This is a genomic window from Actinopolyspora mortivallis DSM 44261 (assembly GCF_000384035.1).
GTDB classification, from domain to species: domain Bacteria; phylum Actinomycetota; class Actinomycetes; order Mycobacteriales; family Pseudonocardiaceae; genus Actinopolyspora; species Actinopolyspora mortivallis.
In genome coordinates, this window is the sequence record NZ_KB913024.1 from 3285594 (window position 1) to 3307645 (window position 22052).

Annotated in this window: 20 protein-coding genes; 9 read left to right on the plus strand and 11 right to left on the minus strand. The window is 70.4% G+C overall.

The features are described 5' to 3' along the window. Window positions 1-122 precede the first annotated feature (122 nt). Together ACTMO_RS0115470 and ACTMO_RS0115475 are read right to left on the minus strand one after the other, a co-directional pair. The gene (locus tag ACTMO_RS0115470) at window positions 123-1085 is read right to left on the minus strand and encodes a carbohydrate kinase family protein (protein WP_019855599.1); all 963 of its coding nucleotides are present in this window, start codon (window positions 1083-1085) and stop codon (window positions 123-125) included. Next, window positions 1082-1753, minus strand: a complete 672-nt coding sequence (locus ACTMO_RS0115475) for a TetR/AcrR family transcriptional regulator (RefSeq protein WP_051099092.1) — start codon at window positions 1751-1753, stop codon at window positions 1082-1084. The genes ACTMO_RS0115470 and ACTMO_RS0115475 overlap by 4 nt, the downstream gene beginning before the upstream one ends. Before the next feature lie 178 nt (window positions 1754-1931). Here ACTMO_RS0115475 and ACTMO_RS0115480 point away from each other — a divergent pair, with 178 nt between their 5' ends. Beyond that, window positions 1932-3071 carry an acyl-CoA dehydrogenase family protein gene (locus ACTMO_RS0115480; RefSeq protein ID WP_019855601.1) on the plus strand — a complete coding sequence of 380 codons (1140 nt, stop codon included), beginning with the start codon at window positions 1932-1934 and terminating at the stop codon, window positions 3069-3071. Between the two features lie 66 nt (window positions 3072-3137). Here the strand turns inward: ACTMO_RS0115480 and ACTMO_RS0115485 are convergent, their stop codons facing one another. Beyond that, window positions 3138-4067, minus strand: coding sequence for an aldose 1-epimerase family protein (locus ACTMO_RS0115485; protein WP_019855602.1), 930 nt, complete (start codon window positions 4065-4067; stop codon window positions 3138-3140). Between the two features lie 58 nt (window positions 4068-4125). Beyond that, window positions 4126-4779, minus strand: a complete 654-nt coding sequence (gene pdxH / locus ACTMO_RS0115490) for a pyridoxamine 5'-phosphate oxidase (protein ID WP_026449286.1) — start codon at window positions 4777-4779, stop codon at window positions 4126-4128. A gap of 454 nt (window positions 4780-5233) precedes the next feature. On the opposite strand from pdxH, the gene ACTMO_RS0115495 reads away from it, so the two are divergent. Then, complete coding sequence (locus ACTMO_RS0115495) at window positions 5234-6379, plus strand: citrate synthase 2 (protein WP_019855604.1); 1146 nt, start codon at window positions 5234-5236, stop codon at window positions 6377-6379. Between the two features lie 223 nt (window positions 6380-6602). Here ACTMO_RS0115495 and ACTMO_RS0115500 read toward each other — a convergent pair whose 3' ends face one another. From ACTMO_RS0115500 to ACTMO_RS0115505, 3 genes are all read right to left on the minus strand, one after another. Then, window positions 6603-6926: a hypothetical protein gene (locus ACTMO_RS0115500; protein ID WP_019855605.1), complete on the minus strand. Its 324-nt coding sequence runs from the start codon at window positions 6924-6926 to the stop codon at window positions 6603-6605. A 121-nt stretch (window positions 6927-7047) separates the two neighbouring features. Next, window positions 7048-7281, minus strand: a complete 234-nt coding sequence (locus ACTMO_RS22500; RefSeq protein ID WP_245556204.1) for a hypothetical protein — start codon at window positions 7279-7281, stop codon at window positions 7048-7050. After that, entirely contained in the window at window positions 7265-7519 is a 255-nt protein-coding gene (locus ACTMO_RS0115505) for a hypothetical protein (protein WP_019855606.1), read from the minus strand. The genes ACTMO_RS22500 and ACTMO_RS0115505 overlap by 17 nt, the downstream gene beginning before the upstream one ends. Window positions 7520-8098: 579 nt before the next feature. Between ACTMO_RS0115505 and ACTMO_RS0115510 the strand changes: the two genes are divergently transcribed. The 5 genes from ACTMO_RS0115510 (at window position 8099) to ACTMO_RS0115530 (ending at window position 12840) form a co-directional block, all read left to right on the plus strand. Beyond that, complete coding sequence (locus ACTMO_RS0115510; protein ID WP_084792169.1) at window positions 8099-9007, plus strand: helix-turn-helix domain-containing protein; 909 nt, start codon at window positions 8099-8101, stop codon at window positions 9005-9007. Between the two features lie 18 nt (window positions 9008-9025). Continuing rightward, window positions 9026-9235: a DUF397 domain-containing protein gene (locus tag ACTMO_RS22505; RefSeq protein ID WP_084792171.1), complete on the plus strand. Its 210-nt coding sequence runs from the start codon at window positions 9026-9028 to the stop codon at window positions 9233-9235. A 137-nt stretch (window positions 9236-9372) separates the two neighbouring features. After that, window positions 9373-9582 carry a DUF397 domain-containing protein gene (locus ACTMO_RS0115520; protein ID WP_019855609.1) on the plus strand — a complete coding sequence of 70 codons (210 nt, stop codon included), beginning with the start codon at window positions 9373-9375 and terminating at the stop codon, window positions 9580-9582. Between the two features lie 138 nt (window positions 9583-9720). Then, a complete protein-coding gene (locus ACTMO_RS0115525) occupies window positions 9721-10806 on the plus strand; it encodes a cytochrome c oxidase assembly protein (RefSeq protein WP_245556205.1) in 1086 nt (361 codons plus the stop codon). 66 nt (window positions 10807-10872) lie between these two features. Then, window positions 10873-12840 carry a bifunctional copper resistance protein CopD/cytochrome c oxidase assembly protein gene (locus tag ACTMO_RS0115530; RefSeq protein WP_019855611.1) on the plus strand — a complete coding sequence of 656 codons (1968 nt, stop codon included), beginning with the start codon at window positions 10873-10875 and terminating at the stop codon, window positions 12838-12840. 100 nt (window positions 12841-12940) lie between these two features. Here the strand turns inward: ACTMO_RS0115530 and ACTMO_RS0115535 are convergent, their stop codons facing one another. The 4 genes from ACTMO_RS0115535 to ACTMO_RS21230 form a co-directional block, all read right to left on the minus strand. Next, window positions 12941-15511 (minus strand): ABC transporter permease, encoded by a 2571-nt coding sequence (locus ACTMO_RS0115535; protein ID WP_019855612.1) that lies wholly within the window; start codon window positions 15509-15511, stop codon window positions 12941-12943. A gap of 6 nt (window positions 15512-15517) precedes the next feature. After that, on the minus strand, window positions 15518-16327 hold the full coding sequence (locus tag ACTMO_RS0115540) for an ABC transporter ATP-binding protein (protein ID WP_019855613.1): 810 nt from the start codon (window positions 16325-16327) through the stop codon (window positions 15518-15520). 336 nt (window positions 16328-16663) lie between these two features. Then, the gene (locus ACTMO_RS0115545; protein WP_019855614.1) at window positions 16664-18931 is read right to left on the minus strand and encodes a heavy metal translocating P-type ATPase; all 2268 of its coding nucleotides are present in this window, start codon (window positions 18929-18931) and stop codon (window positions 16664-16666) included. A gap of 81 nt (window positions 18932-19012) precedes the next feature. Further along, a complete protein-coding gene (locus tag ACTMO_RS21230; RefSeq protein WP_157062910.1) occupies window positions 19013-19759 on the minus strand; it encodes a zf-HC2 domain-containing protein in 747 nt (248 codons plus the stop codon). Window positions 19760-19771: 12 nt separating this feature from the next. On the opposite strand from ACTMO_RS21230, the gene ACTMO_RS21235 reads away from it, so the two are divergent. Then, window positions 19772-20518 carry a sigma-70 family RNA polymerase sigma factor gene (locus tag ACTMO_RS21235; RefSeq protein WP_019855616.1) on the plus strand — a complete coding sequence of 249 codons (747 nt, stop codon included), beginning with the start codon at window positions 19772-19774 and terminating at the stop codon, window positions 20516-20518. Window positions 20519-20825: 307 nt separating this feature from the next. Then, window positions 20826-21971, plus strand: coding sequence for a phosphoserine transaminase (gene serC / locus ACTMO_RS0115560; protein ID WP_019855617.1), 1146 nt, complete (start codon window positions 20826-20828; stop codon window positions 21969-21971). Window positions 21972-22052: the final 81 nt, after the last annotated feature.

The window sequence follows — 22052 nt, forward strand, 5'->3', positions numbered from 1 at the left end:
TTCACCGGATGCCGACCCGGGTAACGACCGGGTCGGCCCACCGATTCCGAGGGGTCCCACCGGCGTGGGACCCCTCTTTCGTGTCATTTCCGTCGAGCTCGGACCTCAGGCCCGTCTTCCGCTCACTCGCCCCCGGCGAGCTCGGCGGCGTACGGCGGTTCCGCCCCCGAACGGGAGACGGTGACTCCGGCAGCGGCCGCCGCGTGGGACAACGCCTCATGCCAACGCCGCCGCGACAACCCGGCCACGGACTCCCACGAGAGCAGACCCGCACGCCACAACCAGGCCAGCAGCGCGGCCTGGATGGTGTCCCCCGCGCCGATGGTGTCCACCACCGACACCGCGGCGGGCGGGACCCCGAGCAACTCCTCCCGCCGGGTGAGCACGGAGATCCCCTCCGCGCCCCGGGTGAGCACCACGGCGGCGGGACCACGACGCAGCCAGTCCCGCAGCGGCCCGGACAGCCGCCGCACATCGGTCTCGTCCGGATCGAGACCGGCCAGCCAGGCCGCGTCCTCCACCGAGAGCTTGAGCAGGCTCACCGCGGACAGCCACTCCAGGAAGCGGTGTCGGTAACCGTCCGGGTCACCGATCAGGTCGGCCCGGATGTTCGGGTCCAGGGCCACGAACCCGCCCTGACGGGCGTACCGGAAGAGCATCCGCTCGTAGACCGAGGCTGACGGCTCCAGCACCATCCCGAGCGTTCCCAGGCACAACGCCGTGGTCCCCTCCGGCGGGTCCCCCGGGTCGGCGACCAGCGGCGCGGCGGTGCCGGTCGTGTGGAAGCCGTAGCGGGCCGCCCCGTGCTCGTCCAGGTCCACCACGGCCAGGGTGGTGGGTTCCGGTCCGGTCTGGACCATCGTGCTGTCCACCCCGGCCGCGTGCAGCCGTTCGAGCAGTTCCCGTCCGAAACGGTCCGTCGACAGTCGCGTGAACATCCCGACGGGAGCGCCCAGTCTGCCCAGCGCGATGGCGGTGTTGTAGGGGCCGCCCCCGAGTCTCGGGTGCAACGGCGGCAGTCCTCCCTCGGCGGGGGGCTGTCCGGGCACGAGATCGACCAGGGCCTCTCCACCGACAATGATCACGTTTCCTCCGTTCGTTCCGGCTCGCCGGCCCGCGTCGTCCGTTCGCCGTGCAGGGACAGTCCCCCCACCAGGAACTCGGAAAGCGCGTCGAAGGCCGCCGCGTCGGACAAACCGGTGCGCTCGTTGATCTCACCCCGCTGGATCGCCGAGATGGTCAACCCGACCATCTCCCCCACCAACGCGGCGTCGACCTCCCGGAACACCCCGGCGCGCACCCCCTCGTGCACGACCGAACGGATCCGGTCGGCGGCGATGGTGGCGTTGGACTCGTAGCAGGCGCGGGTGGCCGGGTTGTTCGCCATGTCGGCGATGAACCGCCTGCTCGCCGGGGCGAGCTCCGCCGCCGCGCTCTTGAGGTAGACGCGGATCACCGACCGCGCGTCGGTGACCTCGGCGACCCGACGTTCGATGCTGGCGGTGGCCCGTTTGAAGAAGTGCGCCACCACGCGGACCGCCAGCTGCTCCTTGCTCCGGGCCAGGGTGTACAGCGTCGACTTGGAACAGTGCATCCGCGCGGTCAGCTCGTCGAGGGTGAAGTGTGCGAACCCCTCGGCGAGGAAGAGGTCGCACAACCTGTCCAGCAACTCCGCCCGGCGCGCCTGCACGGCCCGGCTCGGCACCGCGTCGTGTCCACCGCGGAGATCCTCCGTCGGCCGGGAATGACTCATCGTTCGAGGCTGCCACAGAACCCGACCAGCGGGTTGTTCGGGACCTCGCCAGGGCGAAACGGTTTCACTTCGTGCACGGAACCCGTACCATGCGCATCCTAACCGTACTGAAAGCGGTTCCACAGTACTGTACAGAGTACGGACAAACAGTCCGCGGGCGCACTGGAGCTATGATCCGATGCCGGTCGAACGCATACTCGCCACTCAGGAAGCCACCGACCTGATCGCCCTCACCAGGGAGATCGCCCGTAGGGAGCTGGCCCCGGCCGCCGCCGAGGCCGAGGAGAACGAGAAGTTCCCCCGGGAGAAGTTCGACCTGCTCGGGCAGGCCGGACTGCTCGGCCTGCCCTACCCCGAGGAGTACGGCGGCGCGAACCAGCCCTACGAGGTCTACCTCCAGGTCCTGGAGGAGATCAGCAGCGCCTGGATGACGGTCGGGGTGGGCCTGTCGGTGCACACCATGTCTTGCTTCCCCCTCGCCGAGTTCGGCACCGCCGAGCAACGACGGCGGTGGCTGGGCGAGATGATCGGCGGAGGAACCCTCGGCGGCTACGCCCTGTCCGAGCCGCACGCCGGTTCGGACGCCGCCTCCCTGCGCACCAGGGCCGAACCCGACGGACAGGGGAACTACACGGTCAGCGGCACCAAGTCCTGGATCACCCACGGTGGGGTCGCCGACTTCTACACCCTCATGGCCCGGACCTCCGAGGAGGGCATCGGCTGCCTGCTCGTCGACGGACTGTCCCCCGGCCTGTCGGCGGGCGCTCCCGAACGCAAGATGGGGCTCACCGCCTCACCGACCACCGAACTGGTCCTCGACGGGGTTCCCGTGGCCGGGGACCGCCTCATCGGGGAGCCCGACCGGGGGTTGAGCATCGCACTGCGCGCCCTGGACTCGGGACGGCTGGGCATCGCCGCGTGCGCGGTGGGACTGGCCCAGGCCGCCCTGGACCTGGCCGTGGACTACGCCAAGCAGCGCAGCCAGTTCGGTCGACCCGTCATCCGGTTCCAGGGGATGGAGTTCCTGCTCGCCGACATGGAGGCGGCCGTGCAGTCGGCCCGGGCCGCCTACCTGGACGCCGCGCGGCGCAGGGACGCGGGCAGACCGTTCACACGCCAGGCCGCCGTGGCCAAGCTCGTCGCCACCGACGCCGCCATGAAGGTCACCACCGACGCGGTGCAGGTGCTGGGCGGAGCGGGCTACACCAGGGACTTCCCCGCCGAGCGCTACATGCGCGAGGCCAAGGTGCTACAGATCTTCGAGGGCACGAACCAGATCCAGCGCATGGTGATCGGCCGCGAACTGGCCAGGGACTGATCCCGCGTCGAGACCCACCGAACCGGGGAGCGACTCCGCCGCTCCCCGCCGGGTGGTGCCGGACGCTCACCCGAGCGGTCGCAGCCCCCAACGGGCCGACCAGGTTCCCCCCGGTTCCAGTTCGATCAGGTCCACCCCCGAGTTCAGCGCGTCGGGCGGGCAGGTCATCGGCTCCACGGCCACGGCCCTGCCCCGGCCGGGGAAGTCCCCGGCGGTGTAGACCTGCACCCAGGTGAAGACGGGGTCGGCCCACACCTGCACCCCGTGCCCGTTCGGGTCGGTCACCGAGTGTCGGACCAGTCCCGCCGGGTCGTCCGGGGCGGGAGCGGCCCCGCCGAAGGGGGTGTCCAGCCACACGTCCCGCAGCGCCAGCCCCCCGGGAAGCCGCTGCTCGACCCCGGCCAGTTCCCGCGGCGGGCCGGAGGGCAGCATCCGCTCCCCGTCCAGCGGCAGCACGTTCGAGGCCGCCAGCCGCAGGGTGCACTCGTCGGTGGCCGCGTTGCCCGCCCGTGGGTAGGGGTGCACGCCCAGCCCGAACGGCACCCGTCGCGAACCGAGGTTCTCCACGGTGTGGCGCACGGTCAGCCCGTCCGCGTCCACCGAGTACTCCACCGAGGTCAACAGCGGGATCGGCCACCCCGGCTGCGCCGGGATCATGGCGTGCAGCACCACCGTGGACCCGGTGTGTTCGCTGACCGTCCACGGGATGTGGCGCAGCAGGCCGTGGATGGCGTTGCCCCGTTCCGGTTCCGTCAGGGCGAGCTGTTGGGGCTCGCCCTCCAGCGACCACCGCCCGTCGGCGACCCTGTTCGGCCACGGCACCAGCACGGCCCCCGCCGCGGCCGGTGCCAGCCGGTCCGCCTCGTAGCTCTCGCTGTAGGGCACACCGTCCACGTGGAAACCGCGCAGGCCCGCGCCCACCTCGGTGACCACCGCGTGCGTGTCGCCGTGGGCGATCTCGAACTGTCGTCCGCTAGCCGGGATCTCGTCGGTCACGGCACCACTGTATGCCTCCGACGATCATGTGGCCTCGTGGTCGGGGCCGACCACGGCCTCACGGGGCCAGGCGTTCCAGCTTCCAGGAGTCGTCGGTCCTCCGGAAACGGAGCCGGTCGTGCAGGCGGTCGGGGCGGCCCTGCCAGAACTCCACGGACTGGGGCCGGATGCGCCAGCCGCCCCAGTGTGGGGGCACGGGAATGCGTTCGGCCTCGGAGAACCGCCGCTCGATCCCGGCCAGCGAGGACTCCAGGTTCTCCCGTCCCGGAACCACGCTGGACTGGGGGGAGGCCCAGGCGCCGAGCTGGGACCCGCGCGGGCGCAGCGCCCAGTACTCGGCGGTCTCCTCCGGGGAGACCTTCTCCACGGTGCCGCGCACGTTCACCTGCCGTTGCAGCGCGAGCCAGGGGAAGGTGGCCGAGGCCACCCGGGTGGCGGCGAGGTCGTGGCTCTTGGCCGAGGTGTAGTTGGTGAAGAACACCAGTCCGCGCTCGTCGAAGCCCTTGCAGAGCACCGTCCGGGAGGAGGGCATCCCCTCGGCGTCGGCCGTGGCCAGCACCATGGCGTTCGGTTCGGGCACCTCCGCCCGCACCGCCTCGTCGAACCACTCCCGGAGCTGTTCGTGCCATGTGGGCCGGAGCAGGGATTCCTGAAGCGGTTCCGCGTCGTAGGACACGCGCATTCCGGGCAGCATGGCCTTCGCCTGCGACATCCGTTCCTCCTGGGTCACGTCGGCGCCGAGGGCGCCACCACTGGACTGACCGTGCTCGCGGTGAACCGCATCATGGTGCACGACGACTCGGCCGCGCGCACGGGACGCGCGGCCACGCGATCGACGGTAAACGGAACACGAACCACAGCCGAACCGCAGGACGAACCCGATCGATTTCGTAATCGATTCAGCCCCCTGTTGGCCGAACGGGGGAACGGCAACGCCCCCTCCCGGCCGTACCGGTGCCGACCACCCCCGCATCACACGGTGTGATCTTTTTCATCACTGCCCGATTGTCGGCCGAAACGATTGCCACGACACCGCGCGCGGGTGCACCGTTACCGCTACGACAACGGCCGCGACCGTCACGGCCGTGTTCCACACCCCGCCACGTCCCCACCGTGTTCCCGTCCGGGGGACACGGCACAACCGGAACCTAAGGAGACGAGGCGAGATGCCGAACAGCACACAGCAAGGGTCCGCGCAGCCCACCGTCAGCCCGGGACTGGAAGGTGTGGTGGCGTTCGAGACCGAGATCGCCGAACCGGACCGTGACGGTGGTGCCCTGCGTTATCGCGGGGTGGACATCGAGGAGCTCGCGGGCAGGGTTTCCTTCGGCGACGTCTGGGCACTGTTGGTGGACGGCGGTTTCGGCAGGGGGCTGCGTCCCGCCGGTGACGAAACGCTGCCCGCCCGCAACGGCGACGTGCGCATCGACGTGCAGTCGGCGCTGGCCACGGTCGCCGCGAAACACGGGTTCGCCCCGTTGCTGGACGTGGACGAGGAGCAGGCCCGGCACCAGCTGGCCCTGTCCTCCGAACTGGCCCTGTCCTACGCGGCGCAGTCCGCCCGGGGGGACCGCTCCCCCGTGCCCGCCTCCGAGCTCGACAAGTGTTCGAGCGTGGCGGAACGGTTCCTGACCTGCTGGCGCGGCGAACCGGATCCGGCTCATGTCCAGGCCCTGGACGCCTACTGGGTCTCGGCCGCCGAACACGGGCTGAACGCCTCGACGTTCACCGCCCGTGTGATCGCCTCCACCGGGGCGGACGCCGCCGCGAGCCTGTCCGGGGCGGTGGGCGCCATGTCCGGCCCCCTGCACGGCGGGGCTCCGGCGCGGGTGCTGCCCATGATCGAGGAGGTGGAGCGGCGCGGGGACGCGCGGGCCGTGGTCGAGTCGATCCTGGACCGTGGCGAGCGCCTGATGGGTTTCGGTCACCGGGTCTACCGCGCCGAGGATCCTCGGGCGCGGGTGCTGCGTGCCACCTGCAAGCACCTCGGTTCGCCGCGTTTCGAGGTGGCCTGCGAACTGGAGCAGGCCGCCCTGGAGGTGCTCGCCGAACGGCGCCCGGACCGCCAGATCGCCACCAACGTCGAGTTCTGGGCGGCGGTGGTCCTGGACTTCGCCCAGGTTCCGACGGCGATGATGCCCGCCATGTTCACCTGTGCCCGGCTGGCCGGGTGGTCGGCGCACATCATGGAGCAGAAACGCACAGGTCGGCTCGTCCGTCCCTCGGCCCGCTACGTCGGTCCCGGGGAACGCAAGCCCAGTGAGGTGGACGGCTGGGACGGCGTCACCCCGCTCGCGGCGACGGTCGGCTGACCACCACCCCGGATCCGTGGTTTCGCGCGGGACCCACGCCGGAGGGCACCGACGACGCGGCCGTCTCCGCGCGAAACCGACACGGGACCGGTGGGCTTCCCGCTCGTTTTCGGAGTGTGCTCGGTGCCCTGGGCCGTTGTTCGACGTTCGGACCTGCTCGGAGCCGTCCCTCTTGGAGCCAGGTCCGCCCGGTCGCGGACGGCTTCGCCACGGGAACACCGTGTCAGGCGAGGTGGACGGCCAGGGCCAGCAGGGTGAGCTCTGAGGAATAGACCACTGGTAGGGCCAGGCCGAGGGTGGTGGTTTTCCTGGTGCGCCATCCGCCGAGGCGGAGTCCGGCGATGCCGGTCCACCAGGTCAGGCAGTCCAGCCCGGCCAGTAGGATGTGCTGGCCCAGCTGGATCTGGCCCGGTTGGGTGAGGTGGCCGAGCAGGTCGGCCAGCATGATCAGGGTGACCCAGGTGCTGTAGGCGAAGCCGGCCACGGCCAGGCCTGCTCCGGCGCATTCGCGCAGCACGATCGTGGTCACCGGCGAGGGTCGGGACATGAGGGGGCTCCCGGTGGTGCGAACAGTCCAGGACGGGTGATCCCCGGCCGGGCTCGGGGTGCCCGGCCGGGGTGGTGGTGCCACCTGACGGGGGAGGGAAGCTCAGGCGGCACCGGGCTGATCACACACCCGGCGGCGGTGCGGACCAGCGACTCACCGGGCGGTAGTCGTGCCAACCCCGCACGATCCGCTGCGGGGGCTGCTGCGGCAGCCGGATGCGAACCCCGCAGAAACAGGCCAGCAGCCCGCGCCCGGCCCGAGCACACGCCTGGCGCCGTTGCACCCCGGTGGCATGAATAACCCAGGAGTCGGTGCCGACCACGAAACGACAGCGGGACTCACTCGGCCACGGCATGGGTCACCACCCGCCCCCGGAGACCGGCCACCGCGATCGTGTAGCAGCACGGGGCACACACCTCAGGCTCGGCCTCACACTCAACAAGGCCGGTGATGGTGGCCAACTCAAGCCGCACCAGACACAACGTCAACACCCACGAGCCCGCACAGCGGGCCGGATGGTGTTCGAGCGCGTGCAACCGGGGTGTCTGCCCCCACCGGTGGTCGGCCTCGATGGGGGCCCACACCAGAAACACCGGACTCCGCGGACACAACGGCCGCATGTCACACCACCCCCAGCGCAGGGTGGTGGCGCAGGGATCGCCGACGCGGGAACACGCGTCTTGCACACAGCGCTAGCATGAACAACGCTCCCCTTCAGGAGAAACGGTTGACGGAGCACCCCCGCGTGATGCTTGCCGGCTTGCACGCGGGAACCAGCCCGCTCGTCCGGTGGCGGCCACCACCGGACGAGCGGTTCACAACGCAGCGAACACGTCGCCGTACGGACTTTCTTCTGGGCAACACACGCGGACGTGTCTAATCGATGAGATCAGACTGTCCAATCTCGGAACAGAAATATGCCTTCGACACTCACAGAAGAACACGAGTGCGCTCCCCGGGCTGACTCGACTCTGCGGGTCGTACGTACTATGCGGCATGTCTGAACCAGGTGAACTGATCCAGTAGCAGATCTTCCCTGTTGAACTAGCTGAACCTTTAGTGAGAGCCATCACTTCAACCTCCCAACGTGTATCCATGCTGGAGTGAAACTCTCACTCGTGCAACCCTGATCAACAGAACTGTCCAATAGTACACCCAATTGGAGTAATCAAATGAGTACATCAGACGGAAACCTCAACGCAGAGCACACCCAGGAAGCATCGACAAACGAACGCATCAGCCCAACAGTCCGGCTCCGCAAGCTTGTCCGACGCCTGCGTAGCTGGCGAGAACACGCGCGGATGCGCCAAGAAGACGTCGCCGACGTGCTTGGTTGGTCTAAAGCCAAAGTCAGCAGGTATGAGAACGCTGAGCAGATCCCGGGAACCGCTGAGATCATCGCTCTGGCAACCATCTACGGAAGGTCCGAGCAGGAACGCGATCAGTACATGGCACTCGCCGTTCAGGCACGTCAACGAGGCTGGTGGCAAAGCTACGGCACAGAAGCCTTGAAACAGGATTTCGACGAGTACGTAGGCCTGGAATCTGAAGCATGCTTGCTCAAGGAGTACTGCTTTGAGCTAATTCCCGGCCTGCTCCAAACCGAGTCCTACGCCACTGAGCTCATGCGAGCATGGTTGCCCAGCGTGGACACTTCAGTCACTGAAGAGCGAGCCGCACTACGCGCCCAACGGCAAGCCAACCTCTACGGCGAGCATCCCCTAGCTCTTCACACCGTGGTACACGAGTGCGCTCTTCGTCAGCGGGTAGGTGGCCCTGAAGTAATACGCCCTCAGCTCGAACACCTGCTGTCCATGTCCGAACTTCCACACGTGACCATCCAGGTCCTGCCGTTCACCGCGGGAGCACACCCGGCGATGGACTCACCGTTCATCATCCTGTCGTTTCCCGACCCCGAGTTCACGGATGTCGGCTTCGCCGAGTACCTCACCGGCTGCGTCTACGTGGAAGATCCCGAGGAAGTCGAATCGTATAGTCTGAATTTCAACGCCCTAACCGAACAGGCGTTGACACCGACAGCATCCATCGACCTCATCCGTACGCTTGTCGATGACATATGAACACGGCAAGGGAGCATGATGACCACCGCAGACTTCACGCATGCGCGCTGGCATAAGTCCAGTCGCAGCAACGGCGGCGGTGGAGCGTGTGTCATGGTGGCGCACGTGCCCACCGCCACCGGCGTTGCCGACAGCAAACTCGGCCAGAACAGTCCCGTGTTGCCGTTCAGCAAGACCGCCTGGACCTCGTTCCTCGACACGATCAAAAGCGACCGCCTCCACGGCTGACCCCTGCTCGTGACTCCCGCCCGGTAATCGCCGGGCGGGACCGTCTGCATCTTCACCCGGTCGGACCTGGTGCGTTGCCTGCCGCACGGGATATTCCCGGACGAGGAACACGGACCCCTGCCGTGAGGAGCACCCACATGGCCCCATCCCGTCTGACCGAGGCCCGGTGGCGCAAGTCCACCCGAAGCAACGGGGGTGGCCAGTGTGTCGAGGTCGCCCGGAACCTGCCGGGAACCGCACTCGTCCGGGACAGCAAACTCGGTGCGGACAGCCCCGTCCTCGCGGTCCCTCCCGAGCGCTTCACCACCTTCCTCGACACGATCAAAAGCGACCGCCTCCACGGCTGACCCCTGCTCGTGACTCCCGCCCGGCTGCCACCGGGTGGGGTGTGCCCTCTCTCCCCGTCAGAGCCGAGGCGGGCGGCACGAGCCCGCCCGAACCTCCCTCGGCCGGGCCTGCCACGGCCCGGGAGGAACACTCGGACCGTGCCGCAGCCCACTGTCCGGCATGTCCCCGACAACCCGGCGAACGGGATGCGAGACAGTGTCGGTGTGCACCACCTCGAACCGCTGACCTTCACCAACGCGCTGCTCAGTTGGAAGTTCACCCTCTGGTGGGACCTGCTGATCGCGCTGATCGGCGCCTGCTACGCCGTCGGGGTCGTGCGGAGGAACCGCCGGAGGCCGGAGAGCCCTTGGCCCGCCCACCGCAGCTGGCTGTTCGCCTCCGGCCTGCTGAGCTGGGTCGTGGCCATGAACAGCTTCGTCGGGGTCTACAGCCACGCGCTGTTCACCATGCACATGGTCCAACACCTGATGCTGATCATGGTGGTTCCCGCCCTGCTGGTCTACGGCAAACCGCTCCAGCTCTACGGCGAACTGGACCCCTCCGGCCGCCGCGAACGCCTGCTGCGGGGCCGCACCGTCGGGCTGCTCACCCACCCCGCCTGGACGATGGTGCTGTACTCCGTGGTGCTCGTGGCCACCCACCTCACCCCGTTCATGCAGGTCATGCTGCTGAACCCGTGGCTGCACCACGCCGAGAGCGCCCTCTACCTGGTCACCGGCTACCTGACGTTCCTGCCGCTGCTGGGCACCGAACCGACCCGGTGGCAGCACTTCCCGTACCCGCTGCGCGTGTTCAGCGCGATGATGGGGATGGGGCCGGACACCGGCATCGGCGTGATCCTGATGATGGCCGACAAACCACTGTTTCCCGCCTACTTCGACATGCGGGACTGGTGGCTGGACGACGGCACCCTGACCGTGCTGGCCGACCAACGGCTCGGTGGGGGAATCATGTGGTTCTTCGGAGACGCCATCATGGCGTTGTTCGCCCTGATCCTGGTCAAACAGTGGATGCGCTCCAAAGGCCCGGAGGCGGGCTTCGGCAACTGGCTGGAATCGGCCCGGCGCAGCGCGCTGGCCGGGACCTACGAGGAAACCGACGAGCCGGAGGTCCGGAACCTGCGGGCCAGTGAGAACGTGGACGAGGACGAGCGGGCCAGACAGGCCTACAACGCCATGCTCGCCCGGCTCGCCCAGCAGGAACGCCACGGCGAGGACCGCTGAGAGCCGTTCCCGCCACGGCCGTGCCCGGCGCGGCCATCCCCTCCCCACCGAGTGCTGAGGTCTTCGATGTCGGCTCCCGCCCCGAACAGCGCCCCGAGCGGTCCCCGCCCCCGGGACCGCCGACACACCGCCCTGTGGACGGCCCTGGGTGTGCTCGCCGCCGTGGTACTCACGGTCTGGACCGTGCTCGCCGCCGGTGAACGCGCCTACCTCGTGCTCGGCTACCCCGACCCCGGAGCGGTGACCACGCTCGGCGTCAACCTGCTGCGGCTGGTTCTCGACCTCTCCGCCGCCGTGTGCGTGGGCTCACTGGTGTTCTGCGCCTTCTTCACCACCCCCCGCCGGGACCGCATGGTCTCCCCCGACGGCTACGCGGCCGTGCGCGCCGCGGAGATCTCCGCCTGGGTGTGGGCCGGGGCCGGGCTGCTGCTGACCGTCTTCGACGCCGCCGACTCCTCCGGCCAGCCGGTCTCCGAGATCCTGGCCCCGAACTCGCTGCTCGAACTGCTGGGGGCCCTGGACGCCCCCGACGGCTGGCTGCTGTCGGCCACCGTCGCGGTCGTGCTGGCCCTGTCCTGCCACTTCGTGCTGCGTTGGCGCACCACGATCGCCCTGTCCCTGGTGGGGATGCTGGGGGTGCTGCCGCCGGTGCTGGTGGGCCACGGGGCCTCCAACGCCGGGCACGACTTCGCCTCGGACAGCCTGGGATTCCACGTGGTGGCGGCCACGCTGTGGCTGGGAACCCTGTTCGCCGTGCTGGCCCACGCGCTGCGCGGCGGGGCACACCAACAGCGGGTGGCCCTGCGCTACCGGCGTCTCGCGGCGGGATGTTGGGCGGTGCTGGCCCTGTCGGGGGTGATCTCCGCACTGGTGCTGGTGCCCCCCGAACGGCTGTTGGAGACCCGCTACGGAACGCTGGTGCTGGCCAAGGTCGGGATGCTGGTGCTGATCGCGGCGGTGTCCGTACCGCTGCGCCGTCGGATGTTCCGTGCGGGCATCGGGACACCCCGCGCCGTGCTCCGACTGGCGGGGGTGGAAGGGGCACTGTTGCTGGGCACCCTGGGAGTGTCCATGGGGATGGCCCACGTGCCGCCGCCGAACCTGCTCGCCCGGGACACCACGGCCTCCGAACTGCTGATCGGCTACAACCTGCCCGCCTTCCCCGATCCGATACGGCTGCTGACCGCGTGGCGGTTCGACCTGCTGCTGGGCACGGCGGCCGTGCTGCTGGCCGTGGGCTACCTGCTGGGAGTGCGCCGCCTGCGGGCCGCCGGTGAGAGCTGGCCGGTGGGCCGCACCGTGAGCTGGATGGCGGGCTGCGCCACGGTGCTGATCGCCACTTCCTCGGGGCTGGCCAGCTACGCACCGGCCACCTTCGGGATGCACATGACTGCGCATCTGCTGCTGAACATGGTGGGTCCGGCGCTGCTCGTGCTCGGACAACCCGTACTGCTGGCGCTGAACGCCCTGCCCGGCGCCGAACGCGGGGGGCTGTTCGGACCTCGCGAGTGGGTGCTGGCGGTGGTGCACTCCCCGGTCGCGCGGGCGGCGACCCACCCGGTGGTGGCCTCGGTGCTGCTGGCCGGGTCGCTGTACGGGCTCTACCTGACCGGGCTGTTCCAGTGGGTGATGCAGGAGCACTGGGCACACACGATCATGAACGTGTACTTCCTGGTGACCGGCTACCTCTGGTTCTGGTCGGTGTTGGGCACCGACCGCACGCCACGCAGGGTGCCGCAGCTGGCCAGGCTCGGGGTGACGCTGGGGATGATGCCGCTGCTGGCCTTCTTCGGGGTGCTCGTGCTGAGCATGGACGAGCCGATCGCGGACAACTACTACCGCACGCTGGACCTGGCCTGGAGCATCGATCCGATGGCCGCCCAACGGGCCGGGGCGTTGATCGGCTGGCTCGGCGGCGAGCTGCCCATGCTGCTGGTGCTGGTCGTGCTGCTGAGCCAGTGGCAGCGAGAACAGGGAGACGACGACGCCGAACACGAGGGCCTGTTCGAACGGCTGGAGTCCACCCGGAGCTGACCGAGGGCCGTCACACTACTCGACGTTTCCCGCCAAGGCCGCGCGGCGCCGACTCCCGTGCCGGCTACGTGCCCACGCACGCAGCCGGCACGGATCCGGTCTATTCCTCCGAGAGGGCCGCCGCCGGCTGCGCCCGGGCGGCCCGCCGCGCAGGCAGCACCGAGGCCAGCACGCCCGCCGGGACGGCGCAGGCCACCACCAGCAGCAGCCGAGCCCAGGGCACGGCGAAGGAGACGGGCAGTCCTGCCTGGCCGAGCAGGGCGGCCACGCCGCCGAAGGCGAACAGCACGCCGAGCACGGCACCCAGCACCGTCCCGACCAGGGCCAGCAGCACCGCCTCCAGCGCCAGGGTCCCCCGCAGCTGTCCCCGGGTCAGCCCCAGAGCGCGCAGCAGCGCGGACTCCCTGCCGCGTTCCAGCACCGACAGCCCGAGGGTGTTGGCGATACCGACCACCGCGATGATCACCGCGACCGCCAGCAGGCCGGAGACGATCAGCAGCAGCGTGTCGAGCACCTGGGTGTACTGGGCACGCGTCAACACCGCCCCCGTGACGTTCACCGGGGTCGAGGCGCTGTCCCGTTCCATGGAGCGCAGCTCGCTGGTGTACTCCCGCATGGAGGCGTCCGTGTCGGCACGGGCCCACAGGGCGGCGGTGTGGGTCTCGACTCCCGTCGCGGCCAGGTCGGAGCGGGTCAGCAGCACCCCGGAGTCGACCAGGTCACTGACCACCACACGGAACGTGCCGGAACCGTCCCCGACCGGAAGTTCGACCCGGTCACCCTCCGACCAGCCCGTCGGCGTGAGCAGGGTCTCGTCGACCAGCATCGTCCCGGAACGCAGCTGCTGGGCACCGTGTCGGGACACCTCGGCGAGCTCGGCGGGGTCGATGCCCAGCGCCCGGAAGGTGACGGAGGACATCTCCTCGGGATCGACTCCCTCGGGCAGGTTCCCCTCCGGTCGTTCCACCTCGAAGGTGGTACCCGCCAGCGCGGCGGTGCTCGCGGTGCCCTCCAGCGACTCCAGACGCTGCCGCACGCTGGCGGGCACGGTTCCGCCGTACTCCCGAGTGGAGATCTTCACGTCCACCGGATAGTTCTGGTCGACCTCCCGGTTGGCACTGATCCGCGCGCTGGCCGTCCCGGTGACCAGCGCCACGATCAGCCCCACACCGATCATCAGCGCGGTGCTGGTGGAGGAGGCCCGGTAGGGGTTGCGCACGGCGTTGCCCCCGGCGAGGGTGCCCGGGGGGCCGAACAGCCGCAACACACGCCCGAACGCCCTGGCCACGGCCGGAATGAGCGTGGGGGTGAACAGCAGCACTCCCACCACGGCCAGGATCCCGCCCGGCACGGCCATGCCGAGGCTGGCTCCGGTCGCGCCGAACAGCAGCAGCCCCCCGCCCAGCACGGTGAGCACGGCGGCGAAGACCAGCCGGACCCGACCGACCCGGCGGGAGACCTGTTCGTCCGGCACCGGACGCAGCGCCGCCAACGGGGAGACCCGCATCGCGCGGGCGGCCGGGGCCAGCGAGGCCAGGAAGGTCACCAGCATCCCGGCCACCACGGGCACGACCAACGCCAACGGGGTGACACCGAGCGAGCCGAAGTCCACCGGGGAGTCGGTCAGCCCCAGCGGCCAGCCCACCACCGCCGAGACCAGCACGCCGAAGGCGGTGCCGATCACCGAGGTGACCAACCCGACCAGCAGGGCCTCGAACAGCGCCGAACGTCGGATCTGCCCCCGGGTGGCGCCGACGCACCGCAACAGGGCGTACTGCCTGCTGCGCTGGGCGTGCAGCACCGAGAAGGTGTTGACGATGACGAACCCGGCCACGAACAACGCGATCGCACCGAACGGCAGCAGCACGGAGTTCAGCGCCGTGGACAGGCTCCCGCTGAAGCGCTCCACCTCGAAGTCGGCCTGCTGCCGCCCGGTGCGGACCTGGGTGTATCTGTCCGGAAGCTTCTCCTTCAGGCGCTCCGTCACGGCCGTGGTCTCGGCCCCGTCGTCCAGCAGCAGGTCGATGCGGTCGTACTCGGTGGCCTCCAGCGAGCGCAGCAGTTCCCCCGGAGCGAAGACCGTGGCTTGGCTGGTTCCGGTGAGCAGGCTGCCGCCGATGTCCACCAGACCCGAGATCCGGGCCGTGCGCTCCGGAGGCGGTTCGGCGGTGTCCTCCTGGGCGGAGGGAGCCCTTCCGAGCCGGCTCAGGGTGATCTCGTCGCCGGGCTCCAGGCCCGCCGACTCGGCGGCCCGCTGGCTGACCACCACCTCGTTCCCGCTTCCGGGGTAGCTCCCCTTCACGAGGTCGTACCAGCGCAGCGACGGTTGGTCGGGCAGCCGGGACAGTTCCACGAAGTTCCGTTCCCCGTGCCACCCGGCGCTGGCGTAGCTCTCGGTCCGCGGCACCGCGGCGGCCACGCCCTCGGTCTGCCGGATCCGGCGGAGCCGCTCCCGCTGGGGGACGTCCCCGTCGCTCCGCAAGGACGGCGCGGTGACGACGACGTCGGCGGCCAGGTTGGGCGCGGCCACCATGTGCCGGACCGAGGCCTGCATGGTGCCGGTGAACACCAGCGTGGCGGCGACGAATCCCACGCCCAGCACGATGGCCAGACCCGCCGCCGAGAGCCGTCCGAGGTTGTGTCGGAGTTGGAGCAGGGTGTTGCGCAGCACGAGCTCTCACCCACCCAACCGGCGCAGCGAGTCGAGCACCGCTTCCGGCGTGGGCTGGTCGATGTGGCCCGCGATGGTGCCGTCGGCCAGCAGCACCACGCTGTCCGCGTAGGACGCCGCGACCGGGTCGTGGGTGACCATCACCACGGTCTGGCCGAACTGGCGCACCGAGCCGCGCAGGAACTCCAGCAGGTTCGCGCCGGACTTGGAGTCCAGCGCCCCGGTGGGCTCGTCGGCGAAGACGACCTCGGGACGTGTGACCAGCGCGCGGGCCACCGCGACCCGCTGTTGTTGCCCACCGGAGAGCTCGCTGGGCCGGTGACGCAGTCGTTGGTCGATGCCCAGGGCCTCGGTGAGAGTGTCCAGCCACTGCCGGTCGGGTTCGCGCCCGGACAGCTCCAGCGGCAGCAGGATGTTCTGCTCGGCCGTGAGGGTGGGCAGCAGGTTGAACGACTGGAACAGGAAACCGATCCGGTCACGGCGGGTCAGGGTGAGCTGCTTGTCCGACAGTTCGGTCAGGTCGGTCTCGCCCAGCATCACCCGCCCCGAGCTGGGAGTGTCCAACCCGGCCAGACAGTGCATCAGGGTGGACTTGCCGGAGCCGGAAGGCCCCATGATCGCGCTGAACCGCCCACCGGCGAAGCCGATGTCGACGCCGTCCAGGGCGCGGACCCCGGCCTCCCCGCTGCCGTAGACCTTCACCAGCTCGGAGGCGCTGGTCGCGTACCCGGATGCGGGTTCGGCGGCGGAGGTGGTGGAGGTGGCGCTGTCCTCCCGGGTGGCCGGATCCGGCCGCGACCCGTTCGGGATGTTCACGTGAAATCCCCCATGCTTCGTCGGTTGCGAGACTGCCTGTGAGGTTACGTTCCGAACACGCGGAACATCGTGCGGTGTTCGGAAGAACACCGGAGAGCACGGACGGACCCGACGGGGCCCGCGCCCCTTTCGGTGAGCAAGGTCACGAGAGCGCGTCTCCGGCGCCACACCTCTGCCCGTGACGCGGAGTCCCGGGCAACCGCGGCCGGAGCGCACGCCTCTCCGATGTGCACCGTTCCCAGCCAACACCGTTTCCGCCGCGGCCACCTCGGGGAAGTCCCCCGGGTTTCCCCCGAGATCTCCCCCGAGGGGTCGCTGTCCGGTGTGTCCTCCGGCTCAGGAGGGGGAGAAACGCCGCAGTCGCAGGCTGTTGGAGACCACGAACCCCGAGGACAACGCCATGGCTCCCCCGGCGATCAACGGGTTGAGCAGCCCCAGCACCGCCAGCGGGATGGCCGCCAGGTTGTAGCCGAAGGCCCAGACCAGGTTCCCCCTGATGGTGCCCAGGGTGCGCCGGGCGAGCCGGATCGCGTCGGGGACCGCGGTGAGGTCCTCGCGCACCAGGATCAGGTCCGCAGCCGAGATCGCCACGTCCGTGCCCGCCCCCACGGCCAGTCCCAGGTCGGCCGTGGCCAGGGCGGGAGCGTCGTTGACTCCGTCGCCGACCATCGCCACGCTGCGCCCGGAGGCGCGCAGCCGTTCGATCTCGGCGACCTTCTCGCCGGGCAGCACCCCCGCCACGACCTCCTCGATGCCGACCTCGGAGGCGACGGCCCGGGCCGTGGGCTCGTTGTCGCCGGTCAGCAGCACGGTCCGCATACCGAGTTCGGAGAGCCGTCGCACGGCGGCCTCGGCGGAGGGCTTGAGGGTGTCGGACAGCGCGAGCACCGCCACGACCGCGCCGTCGCAGCCGACCAGCACGGTGGTCCGGCCCCGCCGTTCCCAGTCCGCGCGCCGCCGGTCCAGCTCCTCCGGCACCGACATCCCCCGGTCGGTGAACAGTTTGGCCCGGCCGACCAGGACCTCGTGGCCTTCCACCCGTCCCGTGGCTCCCAGGCCGGGTTCGTTGGTGAAGTCCTCCACCCCGGGCAACGGGGTCTGCCCGTCGGAGGACTCGGCCCGCGCGGCGGCCACCACCGCCGCGGCCACCGCGTGCTCGGAGGCCAGTTCCACCGCCCCGGCCAGCCGCAGCACCCGGGAACGCGGGAACCCGGGCACGTGGGACAGTTCCGCCACCGACATCCCGCCGGTGGTGACGGTGCCGGTCTTGTCCAGCACCACCGTGTCGACCTGCCTGGTGGACTCCAGGGTCTGGTAGCCCTTCAGGAAGATCCCGAGCTGGGCCCCGCGCCCCGAGGCCGCCATCAGGGCCGTCGGGGTGGCCAGTCCCAGGGCGCAGGGGCAGGCGATGACCAGCACCGACAGCGCCACGGTGAACGCCCGCTCCGGGGAGGCCCCCAGCAGCGACCACGTCAGCAGGGTGAGCGCGGCCAGCACGAGCACGGCGGGCACGAAGTAGGCCGAGATCCGGTCGGCGAGTCGCTGTACGGCGGCCTTGCCGTCCTGGGCCTGCTCCACCAGCCGCACCATGCCCGCCAGCTGCGTGTCCGCGCCGACCTTGGTGGCCTCGCTCAGCAGCCAGCCGTGGGAGACCACGGTCCCCCCGGTGACCTCCTCGCCCTCGGTGACCTCGACGGGCACGGACTCACCGGTCATGGAGCTGCGGTCCACGGCGGCCCGACCGCGCACCACCCGCCCGTCGGTGGCCACGGTCTCGCCGGGGCGGGTGACGAAGTGCTGGCCCACGGTCAGCCGCTCGACCGGGATCTCCCGCCGGGTGCCGTCCGGGTCCTCGACCGTGGCGGTCTTGGCGCTCAGTTCGGCCAGCGCCCGCAGCGCGTCCCCGGCCCGGCGTTGGGCCCTGGCCTCGAAGTACCTGCCCGCCAGCACGAAGGTGGTGACCCCGGCGGCCACTTCGAGATAGGCCGCCCCGTCGGTGTTCAGCAGCAGCCACAGCCCCGTGGCGTCGTCGGGGGCCGCGCTCGGGGTGAACATCGCGTACAGCGACCACACGCAGGCGGCGAGGATGCCCACCGAGACCAGCGTGTCCATGGAGGAGGAGCCGTGGCGGGCGTTGACCAGGGCCGCCCGGTGGAACGGCCAGGCCGCCCAACCGGCCACCGGCAGCGCCAGCACGACCACCAGCCACTGCCATCCGGGGAAACGGGCCTCGGGCAGCACGGTGAACAGGATCGCCAGGTCGGCCAGCGGGATGAACAGCACCACCGCGACCACGAGCCTGCGCCACAGGTCACGCACCCGCTGTCCCGAGTCCTGCTGCCGCCGCTCGGCGGGGCGCAGCACCTCGGCCTGGTAGCCGGCCTTGGCGACCGTGTCGGTGAGCACCTCCTCGTCGGTGTCGCCGGAGACGGTCACACTGGCCCGCGCGGTGGCGTAGTTGACGCTGGCCCGCACGCCCTCCAGCTTGTTCAGCTTGCGTTCCACCCTGGTGGCGCAGGCGGCACAGGTCATCCCGCCCACGCTCAGCTCCAGCCGCCGCCCGGAACCGCGTTCGGCCTCCACGGGATCCGCGGACATCGTCATGTGGGCACCTTTCGTGTGATTCGCCGTGACGGTTCGGCCGTCGTCACGCCGCCCGACCTCCAGCCTGGGGTATGGGACCGGTCACGCACTCGCGCGGTGGGCGACCGGGGTGTCGCCGCCGTCCTCGGTGTCCCGCCGGGTGAACTCGGCCACGCTCGGGGTGCCCGCGTCCGCCTCCCCGGCGGGCGCGGCGGCCCGCGGACGTCCGGGGAACCCCTCGGGCTCACGCAGCACGGCCAGCGCGGCGACCAGCACCAGCCCGAGCAGCACCGGGGTGTGGGACAGCACCCTGCCCACCCCCACCCGGTCGGAGAACAGGTCCAGCAGGCACAGCCCTCCGAGCACGCCGGTGAAACTGCCCAGCATCGGCAGCAGGGCCACCGCGTGGCGGGCCCGCAGCGCCACCCAGAGCAGCGCCACGGCCAGAGCCGTGTTCCAGGACCCGGTCTCGTGGTCGACGTGCGGGACGGTCTCGGCCGTCCCGCCGGGTAGCACGCGCACCCCCAGCCCGGTGAGTTGCAACACACCCAGGCCGAGTTGGACCAGCGCCACCGCGACGAGCAGACAGCGCAGCACGACCCGCAGCGGTTCACCCCGCGCCCCCCGCAGCCTGTCCAGCGTACGGGGCCGCAGCGCGGGCAGTACCGCCTCGGTCACGTCCGGTCCGCTCTCGGCGGGCATGACCCGCACCGCCCGGGTGAGGGCCGTGGCCTCGCGGTACCAGTCGCGGCAGGAGGCGCACCCCCGCAGGTGCCGGTGGGCCCTGCCGCTCTCCTGCTCGGTCGCGGCGCCGTCCAGTTCGGCGGAGAGGATCTCGACACTCGTCACGCAGTCCACACGGTGCTGGTCGTCGGCAGCGCCCGCATGGTTCCCGCCACTGTCGGGGAAACCACGGAGACGGTCGCCGCGGGCGAGCGCGTAGAGTCCGCACCCGGCGAGCGCGACCCCGGCGAGCGCTCGTCGAGGAACCGGATCGGCTCGACGGTGGAGTCCCTCTCCGCCGGCGGACTCATGGGAACGGGTGTGGACGACCAGGAGCTCACACGCTGCGCGTTCGCGGCCAAGCAGGGCGACACGGACGCCGCCGCCGCGTTCGTCCGCGGGACACAGCGGCAGGTCTGGCAGTTGCTGCGCCACCTCACCGACGGGAACTCGGCCGAGGACCTCACCCAGGAGTGCTATCTGCGGGCGTTCGGTTCCCTCGGGTCCTATCGCGGCAGTGCACCGGCGCGTACCTGGCTGCTCTCGATAGCGCGCCGGGTGGCCGCCGACCACCTGCGCCACCGCGCGCGCAGGCCCCGGCGGGCCGAGCGGGCCGACTGGCAGCGGGCCGCCGAGGCGAGCCAACCGCGCACCCCCGGCCTGCTGGACGGCTACGCCCTGCGCAGCGCCCTGGACGCGCTGGACCAGCGCCGCCGCGAGGCCTTCGTGCTGACCCAGGTGCTCGGTCTCGGCTACGCGGAGACGGCCCGGGTGCTGGGCTGTCGCACGGGAACGGTGCGTTCCCGGGTGGCCCGCGCCCGCGGCGAGCTGATGGAGCAGCTGCGCGAACAGGATCCCGGTCGGCTCGCCGAACCGGGCGACTGAACCCCGCTCGGAACCCCCTTCCCCGCCCCGGCGGGACATCCCTCGGACGTGGAAGCAACACGGACCGTGCCGCGTCCGCGCGGAGATCATCACGCGAGAGTGACACCCGGCTCGTCACTGTGGCCAAGTGCGGTCCCGACGCAGTAAGTTTCCGTCGGTTGGTTCACACCGACGGCGGCGGCGAGATCCGTCACCACCGCCGATGTGCTTGAGCCGGCAACGGCGCCGGTCTCTGGCCAACTTCGTGAACGTTCCGCAAGCAGCCCGTGGTCATGGGCTGAACTCAACAAGGACCGGAGGCGCCGGCATGACGCAGGCCGACACCAACATCGATCCGACGACACTGCGGTTGCCCGCCGAGCTCGTCCCCACGGACGGGCGATTCGGATGCGGGCCGTCCAAGGTCCGCCCCGAGCAGTTGAACCGGCTCGCCGACCAGGGAGCCGACATCATGGGCACCTCGCACCGGCAGAAGCCGGTGAAGTCACTCGTGGGGCGGGTGCGCGAAGGTCTTCGCCAGCTCTTCTCGCTCCCGGAGGGCTACGAGGTCGTCCTGGGAGTGGGAGGAACGACCGCTTTCTGGGACGCCGCGACACTCGGACTGGTTCGGCAGCGGGCCCTGCACCTGACCTACGGAGAGTTCTCCGAGAAGTTCGCGAAAGCGACCAAGGCCGCACCGTTCCTCCAGGACTCGGTGATCGTGTCCTCCGAACCGGGGGACGCTCCCGACCCCGTGTCCGATCCCTCCGTGGATCTGATCGCCTGGGCGCACAACGAGACCTCCACCGGGGTCATGCTGCCCCCGACCCGCCCGGCGGGCTCGGAGAACGCGCTCGTCGCGGTGGACGCCACGTCCGGCGCGGGCGGGCTTCCGGTGAACCCCGCCGACGTGGACGTGTACTACTTCGCCCCGCAGAAGTGCTTCGCCTCGGACGGGGGGTTGTGGATCGCCGTCATGAGTCCGGCCGCGCTGGAACGCGTGGGGGAGATCGGGGGCACGGACCGCTGGATCCCCGAGTTCCTCTCGCTGACCACCGCGCTGGACAACTCCCGCAAGAACCAGACCTACAACACCCCCGCCCTGGCCACCCTGTTCCTGTTGGCCGACCAGGTCGAGTGGATGCTCGAACAGGGCGGTCTGGACTGGTGCGTGCGGCGCACCGGTGAGTCCTCGCGCAGGCTGTACTCCTGGGCCGAGGCCTCCGACTACGCCACGCCCTTCGTGGGCGACCCCGCCAAGCGCTCCCAGGTCGTGGGAACGATCGACTTCGCCGAGTCGGTCGACGCGGCGGCGGTGGCCCAGGCCCTGCGGGCCAACGGGATCGTGGACACCGAGCCCTACCGCAAGCTCGGGCGCAACCAGCTGCGCATCGGCACGTTCCCCGCGATCGAGCCGGACGACGTCACCAAGCTGACCCAGTCGATCGACTGGGTGGTCGACAAGCTCGGCTGAGTGAGCACCGGTGCCGGGACCGTTCCCCGGTCCCGGCACCCAGCCCGATCCGGGTATTTCCACGGATCCGTACCGGGGCCC

What these genes read in the sequence shown, in the direction of transcription:
- ACTMO_RS0115475 (WP_051099092.1), bottom strand. Translation starts at nt 1,753, where the DNA reads ATGAGTCATTCCCGGCCGACGGAGGATCTCCGCGGTGGACACGACGCG.
- ACTMO_RS0115480 (WP_019855601.1), top strand. Translation starts at nt 1,932, where the DNA reads ATGCCGGTCGAACGCATACTCGCCACTCAGGAAGCCACCGACCTGATC.
- pdxH (WP_026449286.1), bottom strand. Translation starts at nt 4,779, where the DNA reads ATGTCGCAGGCGAAGGCCATGCTGCCCGGAATGCGCGTGTCCTACGAC.
- ACTMO_RS0115495 (WP_019855604.1), top strand. Translation starts at nt 5,234, where the DNA reads ATGCCGAACAGCACACAGCAAGGGTCCGCGCAGCCCACCGTCAGCCCG.
- ACTMO_RS0115500 (WP_019855605.1), bottom strand. Translation starts at nt 6,926, where the DNA reads ATGTCCCGACCCTCGCCGGTGACCACGATCGTGCTGCGCGAATGCGCC.
- ACTMO_RS22500 (WP_245556204.1), bottom strand. Translation starts at nt 7,281, where the DNA reads ATGCCGTGGCCGAGTGAGTCCCGCTGTCGTTTCGTGGTCGGCACCGAC.
- ACTMO_RS0115510 (WP_084792169.1), top strand. Translation starts at nt 8,099, where the DNA reads ATGAGTACATCAGACGGAAACCTCAACGCAGAGCACACCCAGGAAGCA.
- ACTMO_RS22505 (WP_084792171.1), top strand. Translation starts at nt 9,026, where the DNA reads ATGACCACCGCAGACTTCACGCATGCGCGCTGGCATAAGTCCAGTCGC.
- ACTMO_RS0115520 (WP_019855609.1), top strand. Translation starts at nt 9,373, where the DNA reads ATGGCCCCATCCCGTCTGACCGAGGCCCGGTGGCGCAAGTCCACCCGA.
- ACTMO_RS0115530 (WP_019855611.1), top strand. Translation starts at nt 10,873, where the DNA reads ATGTCGGCTCCCGCCCCGAACAGCGCCCCGAGCGGTCCCCGCCCCCGG.
- ACTMO_RS0115545 (WP_019855614.1), bottom strand. Translation starts at nt 18,931, where the DNA reads ATGACGATGTCCGCGGATCCCGTGGAGGCCGAACGCGGTTCCGGGCGG.
- serC (WP_019855617.1), top strand. Translation starts at nt 20,826, where the DNA reads ATGACGCAGGCCGACACCAACATCGATCCGACGACACTGCGGTTGCCC.